The 26,705-nt window shown below is 59.1% G+C and carries 24 protein-coding genes and 1 other RNA gene; 14 read left to right on the top strand and 11 right to left on the bottom strand.

Annotated features, from left to right (window positions below; translation table 11 throughout):
- Window positions 1-80 precede the first annotated feature (80 nt).
- Both QD461_RS08145 and QD461_RS08150 read left to right on the top strand, forming a co-directional pair.
- Complete coding sequence (locus QD461_RS08145) at window positions 81-1,055, top strand: flagellin (RefSeq protein WP_184703833.1); 975 nt, start codon at window positions 81-83, stop codon at window positions 1,053-1,055.
- Between the two features lie 196 nt (window positions 1,056-1,251).
- Entirely contained in the window at window positions 1,252-1,920 is a 669-nt protein-coding gene (locus tag QD461_RS08150; protein WP_184703834.1) for an OmpA family protein, read from the top strand.
- Window positions 1,921-1,976: 56 nt separating this feature from the next.
- On the opposite strand, the gene QD461_RS08155 is transcribed toward QD461_RS08150, so the two are convergent.
- The gene (locus QD461_RS08155; RefSeq protein WP_414087273.1) at window positions 1,977-2,384 is read right to left on the bottom strand and encodes a DUF2000 family protein; all 408 of its coding nucleotides are present in this window, start codon (window positions 2,382-2,384) and stop codon (window positions 1,977-1,979) included.
- 14 nt (window positions 2,385-2,398) lie between these two features.
- On the opposite strand from QD461_RS08155, the gene QD461_RS08160 reads away from it, so the two are divergent.
- The 3 genes from QD461_RS08160 to QD461_RS08170 all read left to right on the top strand — a co-directional run bounded on the left by QD461_RS08160 (window position 2,399) and on the right by QD461_RS08170 (window position 8,988).
- Window positions 2,399-3,295: an AraC family transcriptional regulator gene (locus QD461_RS08160; protein ID WP_414087274.1), complete on the top strand. Its 897-nt coding sequence runs from the start codon at window positions 2,399-2,401 to the stop codon at window positions 3,293-3,295.
- Between the two features lie 163 nt (window positions 3,296-3,458).
- Complete coding sequence (locus QD461_RS08165; protein ID WP_414087275.1) at window positions 3,459-4,871, top strand: FAD-binding oxidoreductase; 1,413 nt, start codon at window positions 3,459-3,461, stop codon at window positions 4,869-4,871.
- Between the two features lie 361 nt (window positions 4,872-5,232).
- The gene (locus tag QD461_RS08170) at window positions 5,233-8,988 is read left to right on the top strand and encodes an AsmA family protein (protein ID WP_414087276.1); all 3,756 of its coding nucleotides are present in this window, start codon (window positions 5,233-5,235) and stop codon (window positions 8,986-8,988) included.
- A gap of 149 nt (window positions 8,989-9,137) precedes the next feature.
- Here QD461_RS08170 and QD461_RS08175 read toward each other — a convergent pair whose 3' ends face one another.
- The 4 genes from QD461_RS08175 to ssrA form a co-directional block, all read right to left on the bottom strand.
- Window positions 9,138-9,350, bottom strand: coding sequence for a ribbon-helix-helix domain-containing protein (locus tag QD461_RS08175; RefSeq protein ID WP_068398545.1), 213 nt, complete (start codon window positions 9,348-9,350; stop codon window positions 9,138-9,140).
- A 103-nt stretch (window positions 9,351-9,453) separates the two neighbouring features.
- Window positions 9,454-9,648, bottom strand: a complete 195-nt coding sequence (locus QD461_RS08180) for a DUF4169 family protein (RefSeq protein ID WP_184703840.1) — start codon at window positions 9,646-9,648, stop codon at window positions 9,454-9,456.
- A gap of 54 nt (window positions 9,649-9,702) precedes the next feature.
- Entirely contained in the window at window positions 9,703-10,212 is a 510-nt protein-coding gene (locus tag QD461_RS08185) for an SspB family protein (RefSeq protein WP_414087277.1), read from the bottom strand.
- A gap of 121 nt (window positions 10,213-10,333) precedes the next feature.
- Window positions 10,334-10,704: a transfer-messenger RNA gene (gene ssrA, locus QD461_RS08190) on the bottom strand.
- Between the two features lie 197 nt (window positions 10,705-10,901).
- Between ssrA and thyA the strand changes: the two genes are divergently transcribed.
- On the top strand, window positions 10,902-11,822 hold the full coding sequence (gene thyA, locus QD461_RS08195) for a thymidylate synthase (RefSeq protein WP_414087278.1): 921 nt from the start codon (window positions 10,902-10,904) through the stop codon (window positions 11,820-11,822).
- A 99-nt stretch (window positions 11,823-11,921) separates the two neighbouring features.
- Here thyA and QD461_RS08200 read toward each other — a convergent pair whose 3' ends face one another.
- The gene (locus QD461_RS08200; protein ID WP_414087279.1) at window positions 11,922-12,362 is read right to left on the bottom strand and encodes a DMT family transporter; all 441 of its coding nucleotides are present in this window, start codon (window positions 12,360-12,362) and stop codon (window positions 11,922-11,924) included.
- Between the two features lie 13 nt (window positions 12,363-12,375).
- Window positions 12,376-12,903: an N-acetyltransferase family protein gene (locus QD461_RS08205; protein WP_414087280.1), complete on the bottom strand. Its 528-nt coding sequence runs from the start codon at window positions 12,901-12,903 to the stop codon at window positions 12,376-12,378.
- 290 nt (window positions 12,904-13,193) lie between these two features.
- Between QD461_RS08205 and QD461_RS08210 the strand changes: the two genes are divergently transcribed.
- The 6 genes from QD461_RS08210 (at window position 13,194) to QD461_RS08235 (ending at window position 19,515) form a co-directional block, all read left to right on the top strand.
- Window positions 13,194-13,760 (top strand): helix-turn-helix domain-containing protein, encoded by a 567-nt coding sequence (locus QD461_RS08210; protein WP_414087377.1) that lies wholly within the window; start codon window positions 13,194-13,196, stop codon window positions 13,758-13,760.
- A 170-nt stretch (window positions 13,761-13,930) separates the two neighbouring features.
- Entirely contained in the window at window positions 13,931-14,770 is an 840-nt protein-coding gene (locus QD461_RS08215) for a DUF1932 domain-containing protein (protein WP_414087281.1), read from the top strand.
- A gap of 96 nt (window positions 14,771-14,866) precedes the next feature.
- Window positions 14,867-15,385 carry a dihydrofolate reductase gene (locus QD461_RS08220; RefSeq protein ID WP_414087282.1) on the top strand — a complete coding sequence of 173 codons (519 nt, stop codon included), beginning with the start codon at window positions 14,867-14,869 and terminating at the stop codon, window positions 15,383-15,385.
- A 163-nt stretch (window positions 15,386-15,548) separates the two neighbouring features.
- Complete coding sequence (gene hflK / locus QD461_RS08225; RefSeq protein ID WP_414087283.1) at window positions 15,549-16,670, top strand: FtsH protease activity modulator HflK; 1,122 nt, start codon at window positions 15,549-15,551, stop codon at window positions 16,668-16,670.
- Window positions 16,667-17,605 carry a protease modulator HflC gene (hflC, locus tag QD461_RS08230; RefSeq protein WP_184703848.1) on the top strand — a complete coding sequence of 313 codons (939 nt, stop codon included), beginning with the start codon at window positions 16,667-16,669 and terminating at the stop codon, window positions 17,603-17,605. Before hflK ends, hflC begins: the two co-directional genes overlap by 4 nt.
- A 194-nt stretch (window positions 17,606-17,799) precedes the next feature.
- Window positions 17,800-19,515, top strand: coding sequence for a Do family serine endopeptidase (locus QD461_RS08235; RefSeq protein ID WP_414087284.1), 1,716 nt, complete (start codon window positions 17,800-17,802; stop codon window positions 19,513-19,515).
- 4 nt (window positions 19,516-19,519) lie between these two features.
- On the opposite strand, the gene QD461_RS08240 is transcribed toward QD461_RS08235, so the two are convergent.
- From QD461_RS08240 to serB, 3 genes are read right to left on the bottom strand one after another with little or no spacing between them, the layout of a single operon-like run.
- Complete coding sequence (locus QD461_RS08240; RefSeq protein WP_414087285.1) at window positions 19,520-20,098, bottom strand: GNAT family N-acetyltransferase; 579 nt, start codon at window positions 20,096-20,098, stop codon at window positions 19,520-19,522.
- Window positions 20,095-20,658, bottom strand: a complete 564-nt coding sequence (locus tag QD461_RS08245) for a GNAT family N-acetyltransferase (protein WP_414087286.1) — start codon at window positions 20,656-20,658, stop codon at window positions 20,095-20,097. The genes QD461_RS08240 and QD461_RS08245 overlap by 4 nt, the downstream gene beginning before the upstream one ends.
- 31 nt (window positions 20,659-20,689) lie before the next feature.
- Window positions 20,690-21,580 carry a phosphoserine phosphatase SerB gene (gene serB, locus QD461_RS08250; RefSeq protein ID WP_414087287.1) on the bottom strand — a complete coding sequence of 297 codons (891 nt, stop codon included), beginning with the start codon at window positions 21,578-21,580 and terminating at the stop codon, window positions 20,690-20,692.
- On the opposite strand from serB, the gene miaA reads away from it, so the two are divergent.
- Window positions 21,579-22,475 carry a tRNA (adenosine(37)-N6)-dimethylallyltransferase MiaA gene (miaA, locus tag QD461_RS08255; RefSeq protein ID WP_414087288.1) on the top strand — a complete coding sequence of 299 codons (897 nt, stop codon included), beginning with the start codon at window positions 21,579-21,581 and terminating at the stop codon, window positions 22,473-22,475. The genes serB and miaA overlap by 2 nt on opposite strands.
- Before the next feature lie 9 nt (window positions 22,476-22,484).
- Here miaA and QD461_RS08260 read toward each other — a convergent pair whose 3' ends face one another.
- Window positions 22,485-24,521, bottom strand: coding sequence for an ATP-binding protein (locus QD461_RS08260; RefSeq protein WP_414087289.1), 2,037 nt, complete (start codon window positions 24,519-24,521; stop codon window positions 22,485-22,487).
- Between the two features lie 328 nt (window positions 24,522-24,849).
- Between QD461_RS08260 and QD461_RS08265 the strand changes: the two genes are divergently transcribed.
- Window positions 24,850-26,643 (top strand): acetolactate synthase 3 large subunit, encoded by a 1,794-nt coding sequence (locus QD461_RS08265; protein WP_414087290.1) that lies wholly within the window; start codon window positions 24,850-24,852, stop codon window positions 26,641-26,643.
- Window positions 26,644-26,705: the final 62 nt, after the last annotated feature.

The raw sequence follows: 26,705 nt of genomic DNA on the forward strand, positions 1-26,705 counted from the left end.
TTGTATTTGTTGCGTATTGTTGCGTCCGGAGTTCGTGTGCCGTGAGTATTTTTTCGACCTTCATCAGGGTCACTCCCTCTATGACTACAGCACTGGAAGTGCTGAGGGACACCCAGACCAAATTGGCCAATGCGGAGCGGCAGATGTCGTCCGGGCTGCGAGTGCAGACGGTCAAGGACAACGCCACCTATTGGAGAATCTCCGCTTTGACGCGCACCGACGTCGGCGCGATATCGTCGGTGCAGGATGCACTCGGTCTTGCTGCCTCGACCGTCAACACGGCCTCCACAGGCGTGGAGGGCGCGATCGATGTCGTGACGCAGATCCGTACGAAGCTTGTCAGCGCCTATGAGACGAGCGTCGACAAAACCAAGCTCAACGACGAAATCACCCAGCTCAAGCAGCAACTGCGCAGCGTCGGTGAATCGGCAACCTTCAACGGCGTCAATTGGACTGTGTTGCAAGACGGTACGGATCCGACAAAGCCGCATCAGATTCCCGGGTCCTTTATCCGCAACACCAATGGAAGCATCTCGATCGGCATGCTGAACTACGAAGGCGTGACCTCGACCGGCGGCCCCATCGTTCCCGCCGATGCCCGATATCTGATCGACGATCAATCGAGTGGTTCGGGCGGATACGGCGTGCTGACATCGACCGCCTTTGCGACGGCGGCCGGCGCGGCCAAGAACTACGTCCTGATCAGCAGCAAAAACGGCAGCACCAGCGGCCAGACCGAAATCTCCCTTGATGCAAATACGACGAAGGGGGCGATCACCGACATGGTCAACACGGTGACGGGGATGTTGAAGCAGCTCAATACGATCGGATCTGCTTTCGGCTCGCTCGAGTCCCGCATCAGTCTTCAGACTGAGTTCGCCAAAAATCTCAACGATTCCCTCACGACCGGTGTGGGCAAACTCGTGGACGCTGACATGGAGCAACAGTCGAGCAGAGTATTGGCGCTGCAGGCACAGCAGCAGCTCGGCCTGCAGTCTTTGTCGATCGCCAATGCAAGCTTCAATGCCGTACTTCAGCTTTTCCACGCCGCCTGATCGCCAATCGGCGCCGCAAGCAAGGTGGGGCGGGGTTACCATCGACCCCGTAGAGCGCCGGTATCCCGCGCTTTCCGCAGGAGTTGTGCATATGCTCTATACACAGGGAACAGAGAATTGGTGAATATTTCTCTTCATCATCTTGCCGCAATGTTTCATATCTGCTGCGGACATCGAACCGGAGAGCGACGATTCTATGATCAAGAAAATTGCCATTCTTGCCCTAGCGGCAGCCTTTTTGAACGCGTGCACCACGACTGATCCCTATACGGGCGAGCAGAAGGTGTCCAACACGGCCGGCGGTGCGGCGATCGGCGCCGGCGTCGGCGCGGTCGCCGGTCTTCTCATTGGTCATTCGCCATCGTCGCGCCGCAATGCCGCGCTGATCGGTGCAGGCGTCGGTGCGCTAGCAGGTGCCGGTATCGGCAACTACATGGACCAGCAGGAATCCGAGCTGCGTGCGCAGTTGCAGGGCACCGGGGTCTCGGTTACCCGCGTCGGCGACCGCATCATCCTCAACATGCCGTCGGCCATCACTTTCGACATCGACAGGGATGCGATCAAGCCGGAATTCTTCGCGACGCTCAATTCCGTCGCAATCGTTCTGCGCAAATTCAACCGCACCCTCATCGACGTCAACGGCCACACCGATTCGACCGGAAGTCTGCAGCATAACCAGGATCTGTCCGAACGCCGTGCCGGCTCGGTTGCTTCCTATCTCAGCAGCCAGGGTATCGATCAGCGTCGCATGTCGGCGATCGGCTTCGGCCCTTCGCAGCCGGTTGCAACGAATGCGAACGAGGCTGGCCGCGCCCAGAACCGCCGCGTCGAGATCCAGATCGCGCCGATCACGCAGAACGGCTAACCTGTTCAATGAAACGGCCGGGTCTCACGATCCGGCCGTTCTTTTTACTCGCACGGTCACGCATGCATGCTTGCACCCTTGGTGATCTTGTCGACGATCTTCTTTTCCGCGCGCAAGGCGATGCCGACGACCTTGGCGTCTTCAGGGGTGAACTCGGAAAAGACTGCACGATTGGCCACGTCATGGCCGGTTGAAAACATTTCTTCGATGAAGACGGAAGAGGTGACGCCGCGTTCCAGCGCGCGGCGATGGATGGCGGAGATCTTGTCTTGGTCGGCTGAAAGGACAATGATCGGCTGGATCGACAAAGCATGGTAGACGTTGCCGGTGCGATCGCGATAGGCTTCGCCGATGATATCGGGATGTTGCCCGGCGATGCCTGTCGACAGGAAGGCAGTCACGTTCAGCTTCTGCCAGGATTGAAGATCGCTCCGCAGAACGATCGCGATTTTAGTATCGAACATCGATGGTCACTTTCATGCAGCCTGGAAATGGGACATTGCGCGACGATGTAGCGGGACAGATCTTCGAGGGTCTTGAACGTTTGTGCGTGACGCCGGATGCCAACCGCATCCTATCGGCGCCAGCCTATCCAGGTATCGAACGAATCCAGGCGCAATTTCGAGGCGATGCGTTCGATCTGCATCGACACGATACCTATGCGCTTGGCGTCACCATGCGAGGCGTGCAGACGTTCCGCTATCGCGGCGAGCGGCGCTATAGCCAGCCGGGGCGGGTGATCATCCTTCATCCAGACGAGTTGCACGACGGCGGCGCTGCGACAGAGGACGGGCTCGTCTATCGCATGCTCTATCTGGAGCCTTCGGTGCTCTTCCAGTGTCTGGAGGCCGCGCGCATCGGCCTGCCTTTCGTCGATGACCCGATCGTTGAAGACGATCGGCTTGCCGGTTTGCTGCTGGCGGCGCTGGGCGAGCTTGATCGCGAATTGGACGAGCTATTCGTCGACGACTTCGTTTCTCGCCTGGCCGATGGTCTCGTGCAGCATGCGCGCCTGCCGCAGCGGCCGTTGGGCAGCATTGCTTGGGGGCAGGCGAAAGCGGCGCGGGAATATCTGGAAGCGCACGTCACACGCGGTGTTCGCTCCCAGGAGCTGGAGCAGATCACTGGCCTCGACCGGTTTGCGCTTGCTCGGCATTTCCGAGCCGCTTTCGCCACCAGCCCGCATCGATTTCTGCTGATGCGCCGGCTGCGGCAGGCAAAGGCGTTGATTGTCGAGGGCGAACCGATTGCCGAAGTTGCCGCTGCGACCGGCTTTGCCGATCAGAGCCATTTGACCCGGCATTTCAAGAAGGCATTCGGTATTGCGCCAGGCGCCTGGAGCAGCATGGTTCGCGCGGCGGGAACGCCCGGCTGACCGGCTTTGGCGGTGCGCCTTCAAGCGGTTTGAAGCCATCATCAACCCCTCTGAGGAAGGGAGGTCGGTTTCGCCCTTTTCATGGCTGGACACGGCTGTTTCTATGTCCCATAGAACCGCAAAAGGTTAACGTCCTTTGTGCTCGCGATGGGAGATTCGGACTATGGTTCTGGCTGATGCGAAGGCGGGAAAACGTAACGAGGCTGGGATATCAGCCGTTCTCGGCGTCTTGAAGCAGGCTTTCGGGGAGCGTTTCCAGACCGGTGAAAGTTTTCGTGCACAGCACGCCCATACCACCACCTACATCCCTCCGCAGCTTCCAGACGGCGTCGTTTTCGCCGAGACGCGCGATGACGTGCAGGCCGTCGTCAAGGCTTGTGCCGAGCATCGGGTTCCGATCATCCCGTTTGGCACGGGCTCTTCGCTCGAAGGGCAAGTGAACGCTCCGAGTGGTGGAATCTCCATCGATTTCAGCCGCATGAACCGCATTCTCGAAGTCAATGCCGAGGATCTGGATTGCACGGTCGAGCCTGGGGTGACGCGCGAGCAGCTCAACGTCTATCTGCGCGACACCGGATTGTTTTTTCCGATCGATCCGGGTGCCAATGCCTCGATCGGCGGCATGACGTCGACGCGCGCTTCTGGCACCAATGCCGTGCGTTATGGCACGATGAAGGACAATGTGCTGTCCGTGACCGTCGTCACCGCCAATGGCGAGGAAATCCGCACCGCACGCCGCGCCAAGAAATCTTCCGCCGGCTATGACCTGACGCGGCTTTTCGTCGGCGCCGAGGGCACGCTTGGCGTGTTGACGTCCGTTACGCTGCGGCTGCAGGGCATTCCTCAAAAGATTGCCGGTGGCGCCTGCGCGTTCCCGGATATCAAGGCTGCCTGTGATGCCGTCATTATGACCATTCAGATGGGCATTCCGGTCGCGCGTATCGAGTTGCTCGATGCCGTGCAGATGCGCGCTTCCAACCGCTATTCCGGCCTGACCTACGAAGAAAAGCCGACGCTTTTCCTCGAATTCCATGGCACGGACGAGACAGTCGCGCTGCAATCGGCGCAATTTGGAGAGATCGCAGCGGAATGTGGCGGCGGCGAGTTTCTCTGGACCGACAATGCAGAAGAGCGCAACAAGCTCTGGAAAGCGCGTCATGATGCCTACTGGGCCTGCCGCGCATTGGCGCCTGAACTCGCTGCATTGTCGACGGATGTCTGCGTGCCGATCTCGCGGCTTGCGGAATGCGTCGCGGAAACACAGGCCGATATCGAGGCACATGGTTTGCTGGCGCCTATTGTCGGCCACGCCGGCGACGGCAACTTCCATGTGCTCGTGCTCTTCGACGACAAGACTGCGGAAGGCATTGCCGTTGTCGAGGATTTCGTGGGGCGCCTCAACGCCCGAGCGCTTGCCATGGACGGCACCTGCACGGGTGAGCACGGCATAGGGCAGGGTAAGATGGCGTTTCTCGAGCAGGAACTCGGCAATGCCGTCGACGTGATGCGACAGGTCAAGGAAGCCCTCGATCCCGATTCCATCTTCAACCCAGGAAAGATTTTCCACCCGCATTGAAGAGTGAAGCATTCCCATGATCCTGGCCTGCTATGCACCGGAATGGTGCTAGAGCCGGGCGATTTTAGGCCACACCGACCTGAGATCCGAATTCGCTCTAGAATCAAGGGAGTAGGGCATGATGCCGCTGGAAAACCGCTTACACTTTTCGGCATCATGTTCTAGGCTGCAGCGGCTTTTCCCAACTTATGTCATGGAAAGCGGCCAGGAAGGGCTGAATTATGTGGCAAGCCTCGGGAAATGGGTGCGATTCTTGGTTGAGAGCCAATAGAGAAGTGCGTATCTGGGGCGATGTAGTGTATGTGCTTGGATAGACTGAGATTCATCGTCTATTCGGAATGAAGATTGGAGACGGCTAGCGTTGTTGGGAAGGGTCCTGGTTTTTCTGGGTGGATTGCTTGTGGTGGTGCTGTTTTTGGCACTGCTTGCTCCGCTCTTCATAGACTGGACCGATTTTCGCAAGAATTTCGAGGATCAGGCGAGCCGCATTATCGGCAAGAAGGTGACCGTTCACGGCACCGTCGACGCGCGACTGTTGCCGTTTCCATCCGTGACGTTGCATGATTTGCGAGTCGGCCAGGAGGCCGATGGCACGCCGCTGGTGCAGATTGCCGAATTCTCCATGGATGCCGAGCTCGCGCCTTTCCTTTCCGGCGAGGCGCTGATCTTCGACATGCGTGTATCGAAGCCCAAGGTGCGTCTGCGGTTGCTGAAGGACGGCACCCTGGACTGGATGCGCGGCAGTCAGCCCGAGATCCCGGCAAAGTCTGTGGTGCTTGAAAGCGTGCATGTCGAAAACGGCGATATCGTCTTTATCGACGAGCAGTCGGGCCGCACCCGGCACGTGGCAAACCTCAATGCCCAGATGTCCGCGAGATCGCTTGCCGGCCCGTGGCGCATCGAAGGGGATGCGGCACTCGATAGCGAGCACGGCAATTTCACGGTTTCGAGCAGCCAGCCGGATGATAATGGCGTCCTGCGCGTCCGCACACGATTGATGCCTGACCGTCATCCCCTCAATGTCGATCTCGACGGCGAGTTGAAGCTGGTCAACAGCAAGCCCGACTACATGGGATCCTTTACGGCGGGGGTCAACGACAAGCAGTCGCGCAATTCTGGCGATCAGAAGGCGCAGCCCCGCATCAAGGGTCGTTTCGAACTGACGAATGATCGTATTCGCGTGCCGGAATACCGCCTCGAAGTCGGTGCAGATGATGATCCCTATGTGGTCACGGGCGAGGCGACGCTGGATACCGGCTCCAAGCCCGAGTTTTTGCTGACCGCCGATGGTCAGCAGATCGACGTCAATCGGCTTGGCAACAGCAAGGGTGCCAATGGCAAGACCAACAGAAACCCGGCGGTTTCGGCTCGTCAGCGCCTCAACAATCTGATCGCGATCGCGGCTGAGATTCCGGTGCCGCAGGTGCCGGGCAAGGCGACATTCCGCCTGCCGGCGATCGTTGCCGGCGACACGACCATCCGTGACGTTCAGCTCGATCTGGAGCCGGCGGGAACGGGATGGAAGATCGATCATGCGATCGGCATGCTGCCGGGTCGCACACAGGTCGAAGCGCGTGGGAGTCTCGTGCTGCAAGGTGAGCCGAATTTCGTCGGCAATCTGGTTGTTGCGTCGAACCAGCCCTCCGGCCTTGCTTCGTGGCTGGTAGGGTCCGTCGATCCCTCGATTCGCCAGTTGCGGCAGGCCGGGTTCTCCGCCGATGTCAGCCTGCGCCACGACGCGCAGCGCTTTGAGAATCTGGAGATCGCGATCGGCGCTGCGACGCTGAAGGGCAGGCTCGATCGCGTGGCGCCGGGCGGCAAGACCACTCCGAAGCTTGCCGTTGACCTTTCGGGCGACGCACTCGATCTCGACGCGCTAAGGGCGTTGACTGGGCTTATGACTGGCCAGAACAGCGACGAATCTCTATTCGATCACCACATCACTGCGCATCTGCAAGCCGGGAAGTTCATGGCTTTCGGCGTGCCGGCAGACAATGTCGACACCTCGTTTTCAATTGCCGACGGCTCGCTCACACTCGATAAGCTGACTGTCCGCAACGTTGCAGGCGCCGAGATCACCGCGACCGGGCGGGCAGAGGGCTCGCCGTCAGACTACAAGGGATCAGGCGAAATCACCTTCAAGGCCGCGGATCCTGGGCCGTTCTTCGAGATGCTGCGTCAGCATCTGCCGCATCACCCGGTGATGGACCGGTTGGTGCGCAATGCTGCATGGTACGGAAATACCGCCCTTCGAGGCGCGGTAACGCTTGGCGGCGATCAGGATAATGCGCTGACCGTGACCTTGGCAGGCGTTTCCAACGGCAGCCGCGTCAATTTCGACTACCGCATGTCGGACCTTTCGGCTTTCGCTGGCAAGGGAACGACGACGCTAGAGGGGACGCTCGAAAACTCCATCACCTCGATTGTGTTTGGCCAGGCCGGGCTTGATCCGCTGCCGGTCGAAGCCGATGCCAATGGCCGCCTGACGCTGAAGGTTTCCGCCAGCGGTACGGATCCGGCTGACGCCGCATTGACTTTTGCCACCGACAAGACGTCGTTTACGGCGAACGGCAAGGTCGATGTGCGCCCCGACAGTTTCCTCAACGGCAATATCGCCTTGTCTCTCGAAAGCGCCGATATCGATCCCTATTTCGTGATGAACGGCATTGGGGTGCCGCAGATGGGCAGCGGACTGCCCGTCAAGTTGCAGGCCAATGCAGCTCTAAGCCCGGACAAGATCGTGCTGTCCGACATGAAGGGGCTGCTTGCAGACAACAATGTGTCGGGTGTGTTCACGCTCGACAGAAAGGCGGCCAATATCAAGGCGACGGGCGAGCTGGCGCTAGACAAGATGGATCTCGGCTGGCTCGCGGAGGCGATCTACGGGCCGATGGAGGATCCCAAAACGGGAAATCTCTCTAAGGAGAAGCTTGGTCTGCCGGCCTTCACAGGGCTCGATATTGGGGTCAAGCTTTCAGCAAAGCAGGTGTGGCCCGGCATGTTCGGACGGATTTCGAACTTCACCGGCAATGTGGTCTACAAGGGCGAGGAGTTTCGTCTGAACGATCTGGCTGGCGGCTGGAATGGCGGCACGTTGAACGGCAGCCTGATGCTCGCCAATTCCGACGGCACGGGCCTGATGCAGACGAAGCTCAATCTCGTCAACGGAGATCTGGCCGCCGTGGTCTGGCAACGCGATGGCGCGCCGCTTGCCAGCGGTCGTTTCGGTTTGGGGATGAATGTCGAGGCGAGCGGCAAGAGCATTGCCGAGCTTGCTGCAAACGCCAGCGGCTCGGGCGAGATCAAGCTCGGCGAAGCGCATGTGCGCGGCCTCAACCTATCCGTCCTGTCGCCGTTGCTGTCGGCCACGGATCAAATTCAGGGCGAGATCACAGCCGACAAGGTTTTGCCGATCGTGCAGACGCTGCTCAACAATGGCGAGGCGGTGTTGGCGCAGACCAGCATCCCCTTCAATATTTCTGCGGGTGTCGCGCGCGCCACCAACATTGTTGTCAGCAACGACACGGCGAAGCTTTCGGGCAATGCAGAAATCAGCCTGCCAGACGAGCGGATGCGCGGATCTCTTGGGATTGGCTTTAAGGCCGGAAGCGAAGCGCAGAGTGGCGCTGAGCCGGCTCTACGCCTCGATTTCGCCGGGCCGCTTGCAACGCCGGGGCGAACGATGGATGTGACCGACATTACAAGCTTCCTCTCCGTTCGGGCCTTCGAGCGCGAACGGCGGCGTGTCGAGCGCTTACAGGCCAATGTGCTGGAGAAGCAGCGGCTTCGGCGTGAGGTGTCGCTTTACAAATATACGGCTGCCGTGCGCGAGGCCCAGCGCCAGCGTGATGCGGCCATCGAGCAGCAGCGCCGCGCCGAAGAGACGCGGCTGCGCGATATAGCTCGGCAAGCCGCTGCGGAAAAGCAGGCCGAAGAGGACGTCAAGGCCAGGCAGGCTGAGGAGGAAGCCAAGGCAAGGCAGGCGGCAGAGGACGCGAAGGCAAAAGCTGCGGCGGAGCAGCGCGCCAAAGCTGAGGCTCAGCCGGCACCCAACGTGCAGACACCGAAAGCCCCGGCTCCCTTGAATTTTAACGAGCTGCCTGGCGGCATTCAATAGCACCATAGCTTGGTCACGGGATACCGGAGCGCTACATCCGATGGTGCGTTCCTGAATTGCCCAGCACTTGGCCAAGGCGTGCATAAGCGCGACGCCGCGCACGGCACAACATCTTTGATAAAACTTCTTTGGCTTCTTGTAGCCCTGACCTAATGGCGGTCTTTCAGCCACTTGAGAACGTAGAGGCGAAGTGCCGACGAGAGGTTGCTGCCCGCCTCGCGCCCGTCGTCAATCTCGGAGATCAACGCAGCAAGCGAGATGCCGCGCGCATTGGCAATTGCCTTCAGTTCTGTCCAGAAGGCATCCTCAAGGGAAAAGCTCGTGCGATGGCCATGCAGCGTCGCGGAATGTTTACGGATCATCGGTGAATCGATCAAATCGGAAAAGATGGGGGTATTTCTCAAAATGATTCAAAATGCTGAAGTAAGCAACTGATTTTGGAAGTTTTTTATACTCTTGGCACGATCACTTGTCGGGCTTGGGCGTCTCGATGTGACCGGCTTCGTGGGCTTTTTCCGCCTTCTCGTTAAGCGCCTTGGTCAGGTTCTTTTCCGTCTTGGTGCGGCCGAAGCTGATGCGGTTCTGCTCCGCCTGCTTTTCCTTTTCGGAACGGGCCTGCTTCTTGCGAAACTGACGCAGATTGACGATTTCCGCGCTCATTGGTCTATCCCTTTTCCATATGAAAAGGGGAAGCAGATGCTTCCCCGGATATGCCTACTGCTTCTTGCGGAATGCGTCGAGAGAGACGACGGAGCCGGGCTTCTTTTCCTCGCCATCCTTGGGAGCTGCGGCCGGCTCGTCCGTGCCCTCGGCAGGCACCGGATAGGCGGTGATCTCGCTGGTGGTGATTTCCTCGTCATCGGCCAGCGGCACGTCGAACTCGAGCTCGAAGTTGACGGATGGATCGTAAAAACCGCGAACGGCATTGAACGGGATAACCAGCTTTTCCGGAACGTCGGAGAAGGAGAGGCCGATCTCGAACAGGCTCTCAGTGACCTTAAGATCCCAGAACTGGTGCTGGATGACGATGGTCATCTGCTCCGGGTACTTCGACTTCAGGTGCTGCGAGATGCGCACGCCGGGAGCGCCCGTCAGGAAGGTAATGAAGAAATGATGATCGCCGGGCAGACGGCCGGTCGCGCCGACTTCGGTCAACACCTTGCGTATGACTCCACGCAGGGCGTCCTGTGCCAAAATATCGTAGCGGATATGATCCTGCGCCATACTTTCCTGTCTTTCGTTAGCCCATGCTTTTTCTAAGGCTTATGCCACGCTCGACGCCAAGGGGAAAGCCCCGTGCGCGAGTCATCGCTCGGTCTTACTATAATATAGCAATGAAAGATAAGGTGAAGGCTTCTGTTGCCAGGTGCCTTCGGACCCCGCCTAAGAGTGCGACCCCTTAGGACTTTATTTGAAGTGTCACACCGCGATTAAGCAGCGAGACGAGCTTCCGCATAGTTGTCGTTTGCAACTACAATTTTAGCCCGATAACGGCGGTACAATGCCGAGCAAAAAGTCGATCTTTACACCCTTGTCGATCCTGTTTCGCCCCCATCAAAAGCCGGTCTGTCGCCAGTCTTGCCGGCCGGTTTTTGGTGGAGGCGCCGGGTACCGCCCCCGGGTCCAATAGGTTTATTACACCGCTCATTTATCGCCATAGCCGGCCCGAAGACCAGCAAGGGTGATATAGTGTTTTCCGCAGGCGAAGGGAAGGGCAATTGTCATAAATGCTTTGCCGAAACATCGGTTTGCGGTGGCTCAGGCGAGATTTGCCTGAATTACTTTGCGTTGCGGTTGGTTTCATGCCCGCTTGTCACTAAAATCGCGAAAAGGGAATCGGCCGGGCAGGCGACGGTAGATAATCGTCGGTGCATTTGGCTGTCCGCAAAATTCAAGCGATTTCGGAGCAGAAGATGGCTCGTCACCCAGAGTATCAATATCTCGACCTGATGGAGCACCTGCTCGAACATGGCGACCGCCGGATTGATCGGACCGGTGTCGGCACGTTGAGTGGCCTCGGTGCGATGATGCGCTTCGATCTTTCGAAGGGGCAGATCCCGATCTTCACCACCAAGCGTGTCTATTGGAAGCTTGCCGTCAAGGAGATGCTTTGGTTCCTGACCGGTGATACGAATATCCGCAATCTCCTCAAGGAGAATGTGCGTATCTGGACCGATTGGCCGCTCGCCAAATATCGTAAGGCGACCGGAGAAGAGATCGATCAGGTCGCCTTTGAAAAGCGGATTTTGGAGGATGAGGCCTTCGCGCTGCAATGGGGCGATCTCGGCCCGGTCTACGGCAAGCAGTGGCGGCAGTGGCGCGATGCGGAGGGCCGGGTGCACGACCAGCTCGCCACGGTCATCAATGATCTGAAGACCAATCCGAGCAGCCGGCGGATGATCTTTCACGCCTGGAATGTCGGGGAGCTGGCCGATATGGCGCTGCACCCTTGCCACATGGTCTATCAGTTCCACGTCTCGAACATATCCGGCACGGATGGTCGGCGTCCGCGCCTCAGCCTGATGGTCTTCCAGCGCTCGTGCGACCTCTTCCTCGGCAATCCCTTCAATATCTGCCAGCAGGCGGCGTTGCTGGCCATGGTTGCGCAGCAGGTCGATATGGATATGGGCGAGCTCGTGTGGTCCGGCGGCGATGTGCATCTCTATCTCAACCACCTGGATGCAATCCGCGAACAGCTCAGCCGTGAACCCAAACCTTTCCCGACCTTGCGTCTGCTTCGCCGGCCGGACAGCATCGATGATTACCGCATCGAGGATTTCGAGGTCACCGGCTACGAGCCGCATGCTGCGATCGCAGCGGAAGTTGCAGTCTGAAGCGTGCCGCACAAAAGCGTGCAGCGGTTTTGCGACAACGACATGAGCAAAATAAGGGCTTAAAGCGCGGAGAGCGTATCTGAAAGATCGCGAAGCGCTTTAGGCATTTCGGCCGGCAACGAGCACGGCGCCGGTCACGAGCAGGAATGCTCCGACAAGCTGCGATGCGCTGAGGTTGGTCAGTTTTCCCGAGATGGTGGCATCGAATGCCAGGCCGGCCAGCAACTGGCTGGCGACGAGCACGGCTATGGTGGGAGCGGCGCCGAGCCGTTGATAGCCAAGGATACCCGCAAAGACGAAGAACGAGCCCAGCAGTCCGGGCAGCAGCGCCCAGGGCCTGATGGCTCCGACGGCCTCCGCAAGGCCGGCAAGGCCGTTGCGGGAAATCAGGATCAGCATCAGCGTCGTCAGCCCGACCGAGGAATTGATGACCAGCGCGATAAGCACGGTCGATGCCGACTGGGTGATCCGCACCATCAATGCGTTCTGCAAGACCAGCGATATGCCGGCGAGAATGAGCGTTGCCACCGTAATCGGCATGATGTGTGCGCCTTTAAGCAGCAGGCCCGTTATCGGGATACGTGCGCTTGTCGAGCAGCAGTTGCAGGAAAGCGAGGTCAAGCCAGCGTCCGAACTTGGTTCCGACTTCGGGCAGGACGCCGACCTGCTGGAAGCCGAGCTTTTCATGCAGCCTGATCGAAGCCACATTGCCGGCTTCGATGCCTGCGACCATCGCATGCTTTCCAATCGCGCGGGCACGCTCGATCAGCTCGATCATCAGTGCCTTGCCAATGCCGCCGCGATATTGATCGTTTCGGACATAGACGGAATGCTCCACTGTGTGCCGATAACCGTCGAAGGCGCGCCAGTCGCCGAAGGAGGCATAGCCGATAACTTCGCCTCGATCGTTCGTCGCCACCAGCACCGGATAGCCCAGCTTGTGCCGATCCTGCAGCCATAGCCGGCGATTAGCGATGTCGACCTGCGTCTCGTTCCAGATCGCCGCGGTATTGGCGACGGCGTCATTATAGATCGCGGTAATCCCCGGGAGATCTTCTTCTCTTGCATCGCGAATTTGCATCGGCAACCCCATTGGCCATCCACTAAATTGGACGGATACCTATCCTGTTGTTTCAGGCTGTCATACACCGATTTATAGGTCTGTCCACTATCTTATTATGGAAATCCAAAGGCTAAAAGCGGCGCAGCTTCCACGAGTTTTATGAAATTCGATTTGATTATCAATCGGAAAGTGGCCTGAAATCGCAAAGCGTCGAGACCACTATATTGTCGATGGCTTCCTGTGATGTAGTCGGCGGAAGTCATCCAGTGCCGATTGCTCTCTCCGAGATTGTCTACTATAGTTTACATATGTCTCAATATGACGATATCGAAAGGCGCATCGGCGCCCGCATTCGCATCGAGCGCGAGAGCCGCGGCTGGTCGTTGACGGAGCTTGCCGAACGGTCTGCCGTTTCGCGTGCCATGATCCATAAGATCGAGCGTGGCGAGAGCAGCCCCACGGCGACCCTCCTCGGTAAGCTCTCCGGTGCCTTCAGCCTCAGCATGTCGACATTGATGGCGCGTGCGGAGATGCAGCAGGGCCGGTTTCTGCGCCAGGAGGAGCAACCCGTCTGGATCGATCCGCAGACTGGTTACAAGCGTCGGCACGTCTCCCCGAAGTCCGATTTGCCGCTGGATCTGGTTCGCATCGAGTTACCTGCGGGAGCTGAAGTCCCGATGCCCGCATCGGCCTATGCCTTCATGCGGCAGCTCATATGGGTGCTGGAAGGGCGGCTGACTTTTCTTGAAGGGGATGTCCGGCACGTTATGTCGGAAGGAGATTGCCTAGAGCTTGGTCCGCCGACGGATTGTGTTTTCAGAAACGAGACCGGGAAGCCATGCATCTATGCCGTTCTCGTGCTTCGCAACGCGTGAGGTGTCGTACGTAGGCCTTTAGATGTCTTGGCAGAAGGCTCTGTAGATCAGCAGCGCCAGCGATCTGCGCTGAGCTAAACTTGCCGTTACTGCATGGCATTCCGCTCGTTCGGTCGAGCAAGAGGCGCTATGCTCCTGCCGTTCCCCTATATCAAACGAGGAGATCGGCCGTGGAGATCGCAGTCATCGGAGCGGGCGCGATGGGCAGCGCTATTGCGAAACGCCTTGTCGAAAACGGCGTAAGCGTGCTGACCTATCTGGTAGGGCGCTCGGCAGTGACGATAAAGCGGGCGAAGATGGCCGGCATGCAGCCTGCCGATCTTGACGCCGTCGCGGGCGCAGGACTCATCCTTTCCATTGTACCGCCTGCCACGGCGATTGCTGTTGCCGAACAAACCGCCGCTGCGATCCGCAGGCGCGGCTTGAAAACCACATTCATGGACTGCAATGCGATTTCGCCGCAGACGATGAAGCAGGTCGCGGAAATTTTCGGCAGCGATTGCGGTACGGTTCTTGATGGCTCCATTATCGGTGGCCCGCCGAAAGCCGGGCAGAAAGGCCCCAAACTCTATGTTTGCGGCGATGCCGGCGACAGTAGCGCCGTGCTCGCCGAACACGGCATCCAGGTGCGCCGCATCGATGGACCGATCGGCGCGGCGTCGGCGTTGAAAATGTGCTATGCCGGTATCAATAAGGGCGTGACCGGTCTCGGCGCCGCCATGCTGCTTGCCGCGATCCGTTCGGGAGCCGATGCGGCCCTGAAACGCGAGCTGCAGGAGAGCTTACCGGATCTTGATACGAAACTGGCAAGCGCCATTCCGGACATGTATCCTAAAGCCTATCGTTGGGTTGCCGAGATGGAAGAGATCTCGGAGTTCCTCGGTGAAGACGATCCTGCCGCCTTGATCTTCAAGGGCATGGCCGGTCTTTATCGAAAGATGGCAGAGGACCGGGAACATGGCGGCTTGCTGGCAGAGCAGCTCGACAAACTAAACAATGGCGGACGGTAAATCGAAAGGGGTGCTTTTTCTGCGCCGTCGCGACTATCGTATGGCGCTATCGTCGGTCGATTCGTACTGGCATGGATTGTCGTCTGAGGGGAAAGCATGAGCCAACCGATTAAAACCATCGTCGTCGCCGTTTCGCGCAATGGCATCATCGGGCGTGACGGCGACATGCCCTGGCGGCTCTCGGCCGATCTCAAGCGTTTCAAGGCCATGACCCTCGGCAAACCCGTCATCATGGGACGCAAGACCTATGAGTCGATCGGCAAGCCGCTGCCCGGCCGGCCGAATGTCGTCATCACCCGCGACGCAGGCTTTTCTGCTGAAGGGGTGACGGCGGCGCATTCACTGGACGAAGCCATAGAGATGGCGTCGCTGCTCGCTGCGGAGAGCGGTTCAGACGAAATCTGCATTCTCGGCGGCGGAGAAATCTATCGGCAGTCGATCGCAGTGGCGGACCGTCTGCTGATTACGCATGTCGAGGCCGAAGTGGAAGGGGATACGTCCTTTCCCACGATCGATCCCGTCCTCTGGCAGGTCGAGAGCGAGCTTGCCGTACCGGCTGGCGAGAAAGACACATATCCGACGCGTTTCGTCGTTTATCTCAGGCGAAATGCGTAAAAGCTGCCCCGAAAAATCAAATATTTTCCAGTTATTCCGACGAAGTTCCTGAAGTCGCGTTGAAAGCAGGTGCGTCGATACCTATAACGGGAAGCAATCGCTGCCACTCACGTATTTCGTGGGTTTGGCGCGATGCTGGGAGTCAACAAACAAAGAGGTTTTGATGCCTTGGAGCAATCAGAATGGCGGCGGCGGTGGCCCATGGGGCGGCGGTGGCGGCGGTGGAAATAACCAGGGACCTTGGGGGCAAGGACCAAACCGGCCGCGCGGAAGCGGCAACGGAGGACCTCCGGATCTCGAGGATATTATTCGCCGCGGCCAGGATCGTCTGAAGGGTTTCGTCCCCGGTGGCTTCAATGCAGGCGTCTTTCTCATTATTGCGGCAATTATCGGTGTTTTCTGGCTTATCCAGTGCGTCTATACGGTACAGCCGGACGAGCGTGGCGTGGAATTGCGTTTCGGCAAGCCGCGCGAAGAAGTCTCCATGCCTGGCCTTCATTTCCATTTCTGGCCGATCGACCGCGTCGAGTTCGTCAAGGTGACTGAGCAGCAGCGCAACATCGGCAGCCGCTCGAGCGCCAGCTCGGCTAATAACGGCCTGATGCTGACCGGCGATCAGAACATCGTCAATGTCCAGTTTTCCGTTCTCTACGCGGTAACCAACCCGCAGGCCTATCTGTTCAAGATAGAGAGCCCCGACGAGACGCTGCAGCAGGTGGCTGAAAGCGCCATGCGCGAAGTTGTCGGCCGCCGTCCCGCGCAGGATATCTATCGCGACAACCGCCAGGAAATAGCCGTTCAGGTCAGAAACATCATCCAGGACACGATGGATCGCTACGATGCCGGCATTTCCATCAATGCCGTGCCGATCGAAGACGTTTCTCCGCCGCGCGAAGTCGCCGACGCGTTCGATGAGGTGCAGCGCGCCGAGCAGAACGAAGACCAGCAGGTGGAAGAGGCCAACCAATACGCCAACCAGAAGCTCGGTCAGGCGCGTGGTCGTGCAGCGCAGATTCGCGAAGAGGCAGCCGCCTACAAGGATCGTATCGTAAAGGAAGCACAGGGTGAGGCTCAGCGCTTCATCTCGATCTACGACGAATACGCCAAGGCGCCGGAAGTGACCCGCAAGCGTCTGTTCCTTGAAACCATGGAGGCCGTTATCGGCAATTCCAACAGCGTCATCATCGACGACAAGCAGGGCGTTGTTCCCTATCTGCCTCTGAATGAAGTCGGCAAGCAGGTCAACAAGCCTGCCAATGCAACTCAGCCGGAGGCCAAACAATGACGTCCAGCCGTTTGCCAGCCATCCTCATCGCGTTCGCGGTGGTGCTGCTACTCATCTATTCGTCGGTGTTCGTGGTCAATGCCCGCGAACAGGCGATTGTCCTTCGCTTCGGCCAGATTCGTGCGGTCAAGACGGAGCCGGGTCTGTATTTCAAGCTGCCGTTCGCCTTCATGGACGCCGATCGGGTTCAATATATTCAGCAGCAGGAACTGCGCTTCGATCTGGACAATATCCGCGTTCAGGTTTCGGGTGGTAAGTTCTACGAGGTCGATGCTTTCGTCCTCTACAAGATCGCTGATGCGCGGAAGTTCCGCGAAACGGTATCGGGTGATCGCGATGCAGCGGAATCACGGCTTAGAACCCGTCTCGATGCCTCGCTGCGCCGCGTCTACGGTCTGCGCAGTTTCGATGCTGCGCTATCCAGCGAACGTGCATCGATGATGACGGAAGTGCGCGACGACCTGCATCGCGATGCCGAAACGCTCGGCCTCAATATCGAGGACGTTCGTATCCGCCGGACCGACCTGACGCAGGAGGTCTCGCAGCAGACCTTCGACCGCATGAAGGCGGAGCGTCTGGCTGAAGCTGAGCTGATCCGTGCGCGGGGTAACGAAGAAGGCCAGCGCCGCCGTGCGATTGCAGACCGCCAGGTCGTCGAGATCGTTGCGGATGCGCAAAAGGAGTCGGAAGTTCTGCGCGGTCAGGGTGAAGCCGAGCGCAACGGTATCTTCGCCGATGCTTCGAAGCGCGACCCTGGCTTCTACGAGTTCTATCGCTCGATGGCGGCCTACAACAAGGCATTCGCCTCCGGAGGCAAGACGCTGGTCCTGCCGCCGAACAAGTCGGACTTCTTCAAGTTCTTTGACAGTCCCGCGGGCTCCCCGGCCAATACAGGTGCACCGGCACTGGCCAATCCGGCGGCTTCAGCGAATTGATCCCGTCAAACATAGTGAACTCGAAGGGCTGCCTCACGGCGGCCCTTTTCCGTTAGACGCAGTGCCGCCGTTGCCATGGCTTCCGCGCAATGGACTGAGGTTCGGGGATATCGCAAAAAGGTGATTTCACGCTTCATCATTCCGCCTTATGTTGATGCTTATTCAAGATTTCCCTTTTTTGATGAGGATGCCTGATGGCCCCGATCTATCGCCTGCCTTTCAGCCGTTCGTTTGCTTTGCTGGCCAGCATAGCCTTGACTGTCGGGCCGGTTGCGGGCGGCGCGGAACAGGCTTTCGCTCAGGTGCAAAATAGCGGTGCGCCGGCTGGCGCTCAGGTGCCGGCAACCGCCGGCAGTCAAGCGACGCAGGCGGCCGCACCAACGATGACGATGAACCCGGCAATGAACGCCGGCCCAGCTTCCGTTGCCGATCTGGCCGCCGGTCTGCTCGATGCTGTCGTCAATATCTCCACCTCGCAGAAAGTGAAGGATGAGGGAAACGGTCCGGCGACGCCGAAGTTGCCGGAGAATTCGCCTTACCAGAATGAATTCAATGACCTCTTCAACAACAAGAAGGACGACGACAGCAACCGCAAGGTGAGCTCGCTCGGCTCGGGCTTCGTCATCGATCCTTCGGGATATATTGTCACCAACAACCACGTCATCGAAGGCGCCGACGATATCGAAGCGATCTTCCCGAACGGTACCAAGCTCAAGGCCAAACTGATCGGAACCGATACGAAGACCGATCTTTCCGTGCTTAAGGTGGAGCCGAAGCATCCGTTGACTGCGGTCAAGTTCGGCGATTCCTCCAAGATGCGGATCGGCGACTGGGTGATGGCGATCGGCAATCCGTTCGGCCTTGGCGGTTCCGTGACGATCGGTATCGTCTCTGCCCGCGGTCGTAATATCAATGCCGGCCCCTACGACAATTTCATCCAGACCGATGCGGCGATCAACAAGGGCAACTCCGGCGGCCCGCTCTTCAACATGAAGGGTGAGGTGATCGGTATCAACACGGCCATTATCTCTCCGAGCGGCGGTTCGATCGGTATCGGCTTTGCCGTTCCGTCTGAGCTGGCCGAAGGTGTCGTCAATCAGCTCAGGGATTTCGGCGAGACGCGTCGCGGCTGGCTTGGCGTGCGCATTCAGCCGGTCACTGACGATGTCGCCAACAGCCTTGGTCTCGGTAGCGCCAAGGGCGCGCTCGTGGCTGGCATCATCAAGGGCGGCCCGGTCGACAATGGCAGCATCAAGGCTGGCGACGTCATCCTGAAATTCGATGGTAAGGAAGTCGACGAGATGCGCGACCTGTTGCGCATCGTTGCCGAAAGCCCGGTCGGCAAGGAAGTCGATGTCGTCATTTACCGTGAAGGCAAGGAGCAGACCGTCAAGGTGACGCTTGGCCGGCAGGAAGACAGCACCCAGGCCGCCGCTGCAAGCAGCGACAAGGGTGGACAGAAGCCACAGCTGGCGCCTGACAGCAACGGCAATCACGACGGGGTCATCAATCCCAACGGCAGCGATGACGGCGATGACGACGGCATGGATGGCCAGGATCAGGGCGACAATCCGCAGCAATCGCCGCAAGCCCAGCCGCCGGCACAGGCAAGCTCGACCGTGCTTGGCATGAAGCTGGCAAAGCTGACCGCCGAAAATCGCAAAAGCTTCGGCATCGCCGATAGCGTCGATGGTGTGGTCATCACCGAAGTTGCACCGGGTTCGGCGGCTGCCGAAAAGGGCTTGAAGGCGGGAGATGTCGTGGTCGAGGTGGCGCAGGAGTTCGTTCAGACGCCAAGTGCTGCTTCGGACAAGGTGTCTTCGCTGAAGCGCGAAGGGCGACGCAATGCCCAATTGATGATCGCGTCTCCGAATGGTGACTTGCGGTTCATTGCCGTTGCACTGGAATAGCGGTTCAGTGCGGCGCTTGCCCCGCCTGTAGCGCAAGCCATTCGGCGGCGCTCAGGCGATAGACCGTGTGCCGCTTTAAATGGGGATGTGTGTCCGGAATCTGCGGATGGTCGAAATCGCAGGCAGGATCCGACTTCATGCCGATGTTCCGCATGACCGCCAGCACCGCGAGATTGCTTTCCACGGCGATCCCCACCATCTCGTTGAGTTTCAACGTGTTGAAGGCGTAGTGCAGCAAGGCGATGCCGGCTTCGGTGGCATAACCCTTGCCCCAATGTCGTGCCGCGATGCGCCAGCCGATCTCCACCGTTTCCGCGGGCAGATAGGGTTCGAGCTGCGGCTTCGAGAGGCCGCATAATCCGATCGCCTCGCCACTCCCTTTCAAGGTCATCACCAAAAGATCGAAACCGGCTTCGGGCGTCATATCCCTGATCATCGTGAAGATCGCATCGGCATCTTCGCGGCTGCGGCGAAACGGAAAAAATCCAAGGACTTCGGAATCGGAACTGAGTTCGAAAAACAGATCGCGATCTTCCTCGCGGCAGGGGCGCAATACCAGCCGTGATGTTTCGATTAAGGTCATCGCCCGGAACGCCACTCCGTTGCCGTCAGACGATAGAGGACGTGAGGCTTGAGGTGAGGATGGGTGTCGGGCACGCCCGGATGATCGAAGTCGCCGCCGGCGACGCGATGCAAGCCGATCCTCTGCATCACAGAGGTCGATCTGACGTTGTTATGTACTGCAAAGGAAACGATCTGATCGAGGCCGAGCGTTTCGAAGCCGTGCGCCAGAAGAGCGCGCGCCGCTTCGCTGACGAGGCCCTTGCCCCATTGCCGGGCCACCAGCCGCCAGCCGATCTCGACCGTTCCAGCCGGAATGAATGGCTCCAGGTGATCCGCCCGCATCAGACCACAATAGCCGATCGTCTCGCCAGTAGCCTTCAACTCCAGTACGTAGAGACCAAGCCCGGTTTCGGCGATCATGGAATGGACACGATCGAAGAAGGCGTCGGCTTCCGCGCGGTTGCGGCGGAAGGGGAAGAACTCCATGACGGCTTCATCGGAGTTGATCTCGTAGGCCAGATCGCGATCCGTCTCGCGCCAGTTACGGATAATCAGGCGCTCGGTTTCGGCGATGATCATCAGTGCCTCCGATTTCAGCAGTCTGCCGATGTTACGGTTTGACGAAGCCTGTCTTCCGATAGCCCTGGATGTAGAGCAGGGCGGTCAGGTCGCCATGGTCGATGCGCATCCTGGCCTGTGCGGAAACGGTCGGCTTGGCGTGCAGCGCGACCCCGGAGCCGGCAAGCTGTAGCATGCCGAGATCGTTTGCCCCGTCGCCAACGGCCATGGCGTCGTCGGTGGAGATGCCGAGTTCTTCTGCAATCTCGTTCAGGGCATCGACTTTGGCCTGCTTGCCGAGAATGGGTTCCGCAACGAAGCCGGTCAAAAGGCCGTTTTCTTCCAGCAGGATATTGGCGCGGTTTTCATCAAAGCCCAGCGTCGCCGCGATGCGGCTGGTGAAGACCGTGAAGCCGCCGGAGACGAGTGCCGTGTAGTAGCCCTTTGTCTTCATGGTGGCGATCAACTCGGGACCGCCCGGCGTGAGGGTGATGCGTTTGGCGATGACTTCGTCGACGACGGAAAGTGGCAGTCCCTTGAGCAGTGCTACGCGCTCGCGCAGCGCCGGTTCGAAGGCGATCTCGCCGTTCATGGCACGTGCCGTAATATCGGCAACCTTCTCCTTGAGGCCGACTTCGGCGGCGAGCTCATCGATGCATTCCTGGCCGATCATGGTGGAGTCCATATCGGCGATCAGCAGCTTTTTGCGGCGGGTTTCGGCATCCTGAATCACCAGATCGATCGGCTTGCTGCCAATCACGGCCAGGATATTGGCTTCTGCTGCCTGGAGGTCGGTGCCGTCACGCAGGGCGATATCGCAAGCGATACCATCCGCCAGCCAGTAGAGCCCGGAGGCTTTCACGGCTTCCGCCGCCTGTTCGGCAATAGCCGGAACGAGAACGGGGTTTGACGGATTGGCAATAAGCGTGGCAACGAAGGTCATGAGCAGAAACCTTATGAGCAATATCGACGCGATCCTGATAACCGGGCCGACCGCCAGCGGCAAGTCCGCGCTTGCGGTCGAATTGGCGCGTTCGCATGACGGCGTCGTCATTAATGCCGACAGCATGCAAGTCTACGACACTTTGCGCGTGCTGACGGCGCGGCCCTCTGAAGAGGATATGCAAGGCATTCCGCATTATCTTTACGGGCATGTCCCGGCGGGACAGGCCTATTCCACGGGCGTCTGGCTGCGCGAGGCGACCGAATTGGTGGAGCGCTTGCGCGGCGAGGGGCGATTGCCCGTTTTCGTCGGCGGAACAGGGCTTTACTTCAAGGCGCTGACGGGTGGTCTTTCGGATATGCCTTCTATTCCCTCCGGTATTCGCGGTCGTCTGCGCGCGCGATTGCTGACGGAGGGAGCCGAGGTCCTGCACCGCGAGCTTTCAGGTCGCGACGAACCCATGGCTGCGAGCCTCAACCCTCAGGACGGTCAGCGCATCGTCCGCGCTCTGGAAGTCATTGAAGCGACAGGCCAGTCGATAGCCGCCTTTCAAGGCAAGGCGGGGCCTGTCGTGATTGATCCCGAGCGTGCGCGGAAGATCGTCGTACTGCCCGATCGTGAGGTGTTGCATCAACGGATCAACGGCCGTTTCGAGAAGATGCTTGCCATGGGCGCGGAGGAAGAAGTCCGATCTCTTCTGGCGCTGGAATTGTCAGTTGAGATGCCGGTGATGAAGGCGATCGGCGTATCGCAGATCGCTGCCATGCTGAAGGGAGAGATGGCGCGCGCCGCCGTTCTTGAAACCGGAGCTGCGGCAACGCGGCAATATGCCAAACGGCAGATGACGTGGTTTCGCAATCAGATGGACGAGAGTTGGGAGCGCCTCAGCCCTTGATTTGAGGGGTCAGTCCTTTTCGTAGAGGCTGCTCAACGGCTTCTTCAGGATACTGTCCCGAAGTGAAAGGCCCGGTTCTCGCCGCGGGGATGGCGATGTTTCCCTGATCGGGGCGGGGCGCGCGATGGATGCCGTATCCTCGCTGCGGAATTCCCGGCGCAGCTCCGCAAGCCTGCTGTCGAGTGATGTCGGTGTCGATGCAGCAGGCTGTGCGCTTGCGGCACGGGGCAGCATATCCGGACGATAGGGTTCATTTAGAGATGTCTCGGGGTCCGCCGTGCGCCAGCCAGCCTGTTCCTCGGACATGCCGCCGGGATTGCTCCTGACATCGGCGGCGAATTCACTTGCGGTGCTGTAGCTTTGTTGCAGGGCGCTGATGTCGGGACCGGACGTGGCGCGCATGCGGTTGACGATGGTGCGCAGGTCGACCGTGTCGGGCGATTCCTCGCTCATTTTGGTCAGAGCGCCACTGGCCTTCGGCAACAGCTGTTCGTCGACGCGGGAGAAGCGCATACGCATCGGCACGGCGATGGCCGCACCGAAGGCGATCGCTTCGCCATTACCGATCGATGAGAGGAAGCTGGTCGTCGAGATCGACGAATTCGGTATGGCCGAGCGGATGATTTCCTGGTCGTGGTCGTTCGCGAGGCGCATGGCGAAGAGTGTCGAGCACTGCGACAGGATCGTCTGGTCTAGTTCGCCAGGACGCTGGGTGATGATGCCGAGCGAGACGCCGTACTTGCGTCCTTCCTTCGCGATGCGGGCAATGGCCTGACGCGTCGGGAAGAATCCGAGGCTCTGATCGGCCGGGATATAGCGGTGTGCCTCCTCGCAGACGACGAGCATATGGATCGCGCCGTCGCTCCAAAGCGCCAACTCGAATGCCATGCGGCACAACACAGAGGCGACGGAGTTGATGACTTCCGACGGGATTCCGGCGAGCTGGAAGGTGCAGATCGGCTTTCCATCGCCCGGAATGCGGAAAATCTTGGCGATGGTCTCCATGATCGTGTCGGTGATCGTATTGTTGGAGAACATAAAGTGGTAGCGCGGATCGTTGATCGCGGAGATGATGCGCATCTTCAAGGAGCGCAGATGCGGCTTTTCCTGGCGGCCTTCCAGCCGGCCGATGCGCTCGTCGATCAGCGCCAGCAGATCGGCCATGCGATAGGGCAGCGGAGTGTCCGCGGTCACGGACGCCTTATCTGCCTGGCGGCGCATGACACCCGAGTCGCTTCCGCGAAAGGCGCGCTTTGCTTCCGGAATGAGATCGCGCAGCGCATCCAGCTCCTCCGGCACTGCCGGGCGGCCGCGGAAGACGACTTCGCCGAATTCCTCCAGCCGCATCAGCCAGAAGGGCAGGTCAAGCGTATCTGTATCGATGACAACTGCATGCCGGGGAAAAGCGGCGGCGAATTCATTATGCGGATCGAGGATCAGCACCCGTAGCTTCGGGTCCGCGCTTATTGCCTTGTGCAATAGCAACGAGACGGCTGTCGACTTGCCGACGCCGGTCGAACCGACGACGGCAAAGTGCTTCGAGAGCATGGAGGGAATATGGATGGTCGCGTCGATGCTTGTGTCTTGCGTCAGCTTGCCGACAACGCAGCTATTGCTTTTGCCCGCATCGAAAATGCGCATCAGATCGCTGGCGCGGATGCGATGCGCGATGGCACCGAGATAGGGGTAGGCGGAGATGCCGCTGGAGAATTCCTCACGGCCATCGGGCTCGACGCGAACTTCACCCAGCAACTCAACCTCGATGCGGAAGAGGTTATCTTGCCCTTCGCCCCAGCCGACGCCGTTTGTGTTCATCGAATAAACCAGGGCAGCAACGCGATTCTTCCCGACGCTGATGGAAATCAGCTTTCCGACTGACCAGAGTTCGGTCAGGTCGGTACCGCCCGCTTCTGCAACAGCTGCAATCGTCGCTTTGGAACCGCTGCACGCGACGACACGGCCGAGGAATCGATTTCCCGGCGTCAGTTTATCGCGGCGATCAAAATCTCCCGCTTTGCCTGATGTCTGCAGATCGTTATTGAGCAAAAGGTTACCCCAAGCGCTAGATGTTGGAGCATAGAGGCGGTGGCTTAACAAAATCCTGTCGGTCAGCCCCGCATTTTATAGGGTTCGCGTGGCGCCGCGATTTTTTATTGCTTCACGCGTTGACGCTTCGAAATTTTCTGTCTATCAATTCGGCCCATGAAAAACTCGATTATTCTTATCGTGGTGGGAAGGCGCATGGGCAGGATGGTGTAACCGTCCGGCGATAGCCACCCATGCGCTAGATGACAGGCTCCCTAAGGGGCCTTTTTTTATGCCCGAAATCGAGATTTCACCTTTCCAAACCTCCAGCAGATAGCGGAACAAACGTATGACCGGCACAGATAATCAGGCGAGCGGCAATCGAATGACAGGCGCGGAGATCGTGTTGCAGGCGCTCAAGGACAACGGCGTCGAACACATCTTCGGTTATCCGGGCGGCGCCGTGCTTCCGATCTACGATGAGATTTTCCAGCAGGACGACATCAAGCATATTCTCGTTCGACACGAGCAGGGCGCCGGCCATGCGGCCGAAGGCTATGCCCGTTCCACCGGCAAGGTCGGCGTCATGCTGGTCACCTCCGGCCCCGGCGCGACGAATGCCGTTACGCCGCTGCAGGATGCCTTGATGGATTCCATCCCGCTCGTCTGCCTGACGGGCCAGGTTCCGACGTCGCTGATCGGCTCGGACGCTTTCCAGGAATGCGATACGGTCGGCATCACACGGCCCTGCACCAAGCACAACTGGCTGGTCAAGGACGTCAACCAGCTGGCCGCCGTTATTCATGAAGCCTTCCGCATCGCGCAGACCGGCCGTCCTGGTCCTGTTGTCGTCGATATTCCGAAGGACGTTCAGTTCGCCACCGGCACCTATACGCCGCCGGAAGCGCATGACGCTCAGAAGAGCTACCAGCCAAAGGTTCAGGGCGATCTCAACAAGATCACCCAGGCGATCGAACTGATGAAGAATGCACGCCAGCCGGTCATCTATTCCGGCGGCGGTGTCGTCAACTCCGGTCCGGAAGCTTCCAGGCTGCTGCGCGAACTCGTCGAGCTGACAGGTTTCCCGATCACTTCGACGCTGATGGGCCTCGGCGCTTATCCGGCTTCGGGCAAGAACTGGCTCGGCATGCTCGGCATGCATGGTTCTTACGAAGCCAATATGGCGATGCATGATTGCGATGTCATGGTCTGTATCGGCGCGCGCTTCGACGACCGCATTACCGGCCGCCTCAATGCCTTTTCGCCGAATTCGAAGAAAATCCATATCGACATCGATCCGTCGTCGATCAACAAGAATGTTCACGTCGATATCGGCATTCTCGGTGATGTTGGCAATGTTCTGGAAGATATGGTTCGTCTGTGGCGTGCCCTGCCGCAGAAGCCTGCCGCCGACCGCCTCAGCGATTGGTGGACCAGCATCACTCGCTGGCGCGCGCGCAATTCGTTCGCCTACAAGCCGAGCGAGGATGTCATCATGCCGCAATATGCGATCCAGCGTCTCTATGAGCTGACCAAGCATCGCGACACCTACATCACGACGGAAGTCGGCCAGCATCAGATGTGGGCAGCACAGTTCTACGGCTTCGAGCAACCGAACCGCTGGATGACCTCGGGTGGTCTCGGCACCATGGGCTATGGCCTGCCGGCTGCGCTCGGCGTTCAGATCGCCCATCCGGAAAGCCTGGTTATCGATATTGCGGGTGACGCCTCGATCCAGATGTGCATTCAGGAAATGTCTGCGGCAATCCAGCACGACGCGCCGATCAAGATCTTCATCCTGAACAACCAATATATGGGCATGGTTCGCCAGTGGCAGCAACTGCTGCACGGCAACCGCCTGTCCAATTCCTATACGGAAGCGATGCCTGATTTTGTCAAGCTGGCCGAAGCCTATGGCGCCGTTGGCCTGCGCTGCGAAAAGCCGGGCGAACTCGATGCCGCCATTCAGGAGATGATCGACGTCAAGAAACCCGTCATTTTCGATTGCCGCGTAGCCAATCTCGCCAACTGCTTCCCGATGATCCCCTCCGGCAAGGCGCATAACGAAATGCTTCTGCCTGATGAAGCGACCGATGAGGCTGTCGCCAACGCCATCGACGCCAAGGGTCGCGCGCTGGTTTGATCGAGAGACCGGGCGCGGCTGATGCTGCGCACGGGCCGATCTTGCTGGCCCATCGAACAAGA

It is taken from the genome of Rhizobium sp. BR 314 (assembly GCF_047445805.1).
GTDB classification, from domain to species: Bacteria; Pseudomonadota; Alphaproteobacteria; order Rhizobiales; family Rhizobiaceae; genus Rhizobium; species Rhizobium lusitanum_B.

Excerpts from the sequence above, each read along its gene's own strand:
- QD461_RS08145 (WP_184703833.1), top strand. The coding sequence starts at position 81 with ATGACTACAGCACTGGAAGTGCTGAGGGACACCCAGACCAAATTGGCC.
- QD461_RS08150 (WP_184703834.1), top strand. The coding sequence starts at position 1,252 with ATGATCAAGAAAATTGCCATTCTTGCCCTAGCGGCAGCCTTTTTGAAC.
- QD461_RS08155 (WP_414087273.1), bottom strand. The coding sequence starts at position 2,384 with ATGTTCGATACTAAAATCGCGATCGTTCTGCGGAGCGATCTTCAATCC.
- QD461_RS08160 (WP_414087274.1), top strand. The coding sequence starts at position 2,399 with ATGCAGCCTGGAAATGGGACATTGCGCGACGATGTAGCGGGACAGATC.
- QD461_RS08165 (WP_414087275.1), top strand. The coding sequence starts at position 3,459 with ATGGTTCTGGCTGATGCGAAGGCGGGAAAACGTAACGAGGCTGGGATA.
- QD461_RS08175 (WP_068398545.1), bottom strand. The coding sequence starts at position 9,350 with ATGATCCGTAAACATTCCGCGACGCTGCATGGCCATCGCACGAGCTTT.
- QD461_RS08180 (WP_184703840.1), bottom strand. The coding sequence starts at position 9,648 with ATGAGCGCGGAAATCGTCAATCTGCGTCAGTTTCGCAAGAAGCAGGCC.
- QD461_RS08185 (WP_414087277.1), bottom strand. The coding sequence starts at position 10,212 with ATGGCGCAGGATCATATCCGCTACGATATTTTGGCACAGGACGCCCTG.
- thyA (WP_414087278.1), top strand. The coding sequence starts at position 10,902 with ATGGCTCGTCACCCAGAGTATCAATATCTCGACCTGATGGAGCACCTG.
- QD461_RS08200 (WP_414087279.1), bottom strand. The coding sequence starts at position 12,362 with ATGCCGATTACGGTGGCAACGCTCATTCTCGCCGGCATATCGCTGGTC.
- QD461_RS08205 (WP_414087280.1), bottom strand. The coding sequence starts at position 12,903 with ATGCAAATTCGCGATGCAAGAGAAGAAGATCTCCCGGGGATTACCGCG.
- QD461_RS08210 (WP_414087377.1), top strand. The coding sequence starts at position 13,194 with ATGTCTCAATATGACGATATCGAAAGGCGCATCGGCGCCCGCATTCGC.
- QD461_RS08220 (WP_414087282.1), top strand. The coding sequence starts at position 14,867 with ATGAGCCAACCGATTAAAACCATCGTCGTCGCCGTTTCGCGCAATGGC.
- hflK (WP_414087283.1), top strand. The coding sequence starts at position 15,549 with ATGCCTTGGAGCAATCAGAATGGCGGCGGCGGTGGCCCATGGGGCGGC.
- hflC (WP_184703848.1), top strand. The coding sequence starts at position 16,667 with ATGACGTCCAGCCGTTTGCCAGCCATCCTCATCGCGTTCGCGGTGGTG.
- QD461_RS08235 (WP_414087284.1), top strand. The coding sequence starts at position 17,800 with ATGGCCCCGATCTATCGCCTGCCTTTCAGCCGTTCGTTTGCTTTGCTG.
- QD461_RS08240 (WP_414087285.1), bottom strand. The coding sequence starts at position 20,098 with ATGACCTTAATCGAAACATCACGGCTGGTATTGCGCCCCTGCCGCGAG.
- QD461_RS08245 (WP_414087286.1), bottom strand. The coding sequence starts at position 20,658 with ATGATCATCGCCGAAACCGAGCGCCTGATTATCCGTAACTGGCGCGAG.
- miaA (WP_414087288.1), top strand. The coding sequence starts at position 21,579 with ATGAGCAGAAACCTTATGAGCAATATCGACGCGATCCTGATAACCGGG.
- serB (WP_414087287.1), bottom strand. The coding sequence starts at position 21,580 with ATGACCTTCGTTGCCACGCTTATTGCCAATCCGTCAAACCCCGTTCTC.
- QD461_RS08265 (WP_414087290.1), top strand. The coding sequence starts at position 24,850 with ATGACCGGCACAGATAATCAGGCGAGCGGCAATCGAATGACAGGCGCG.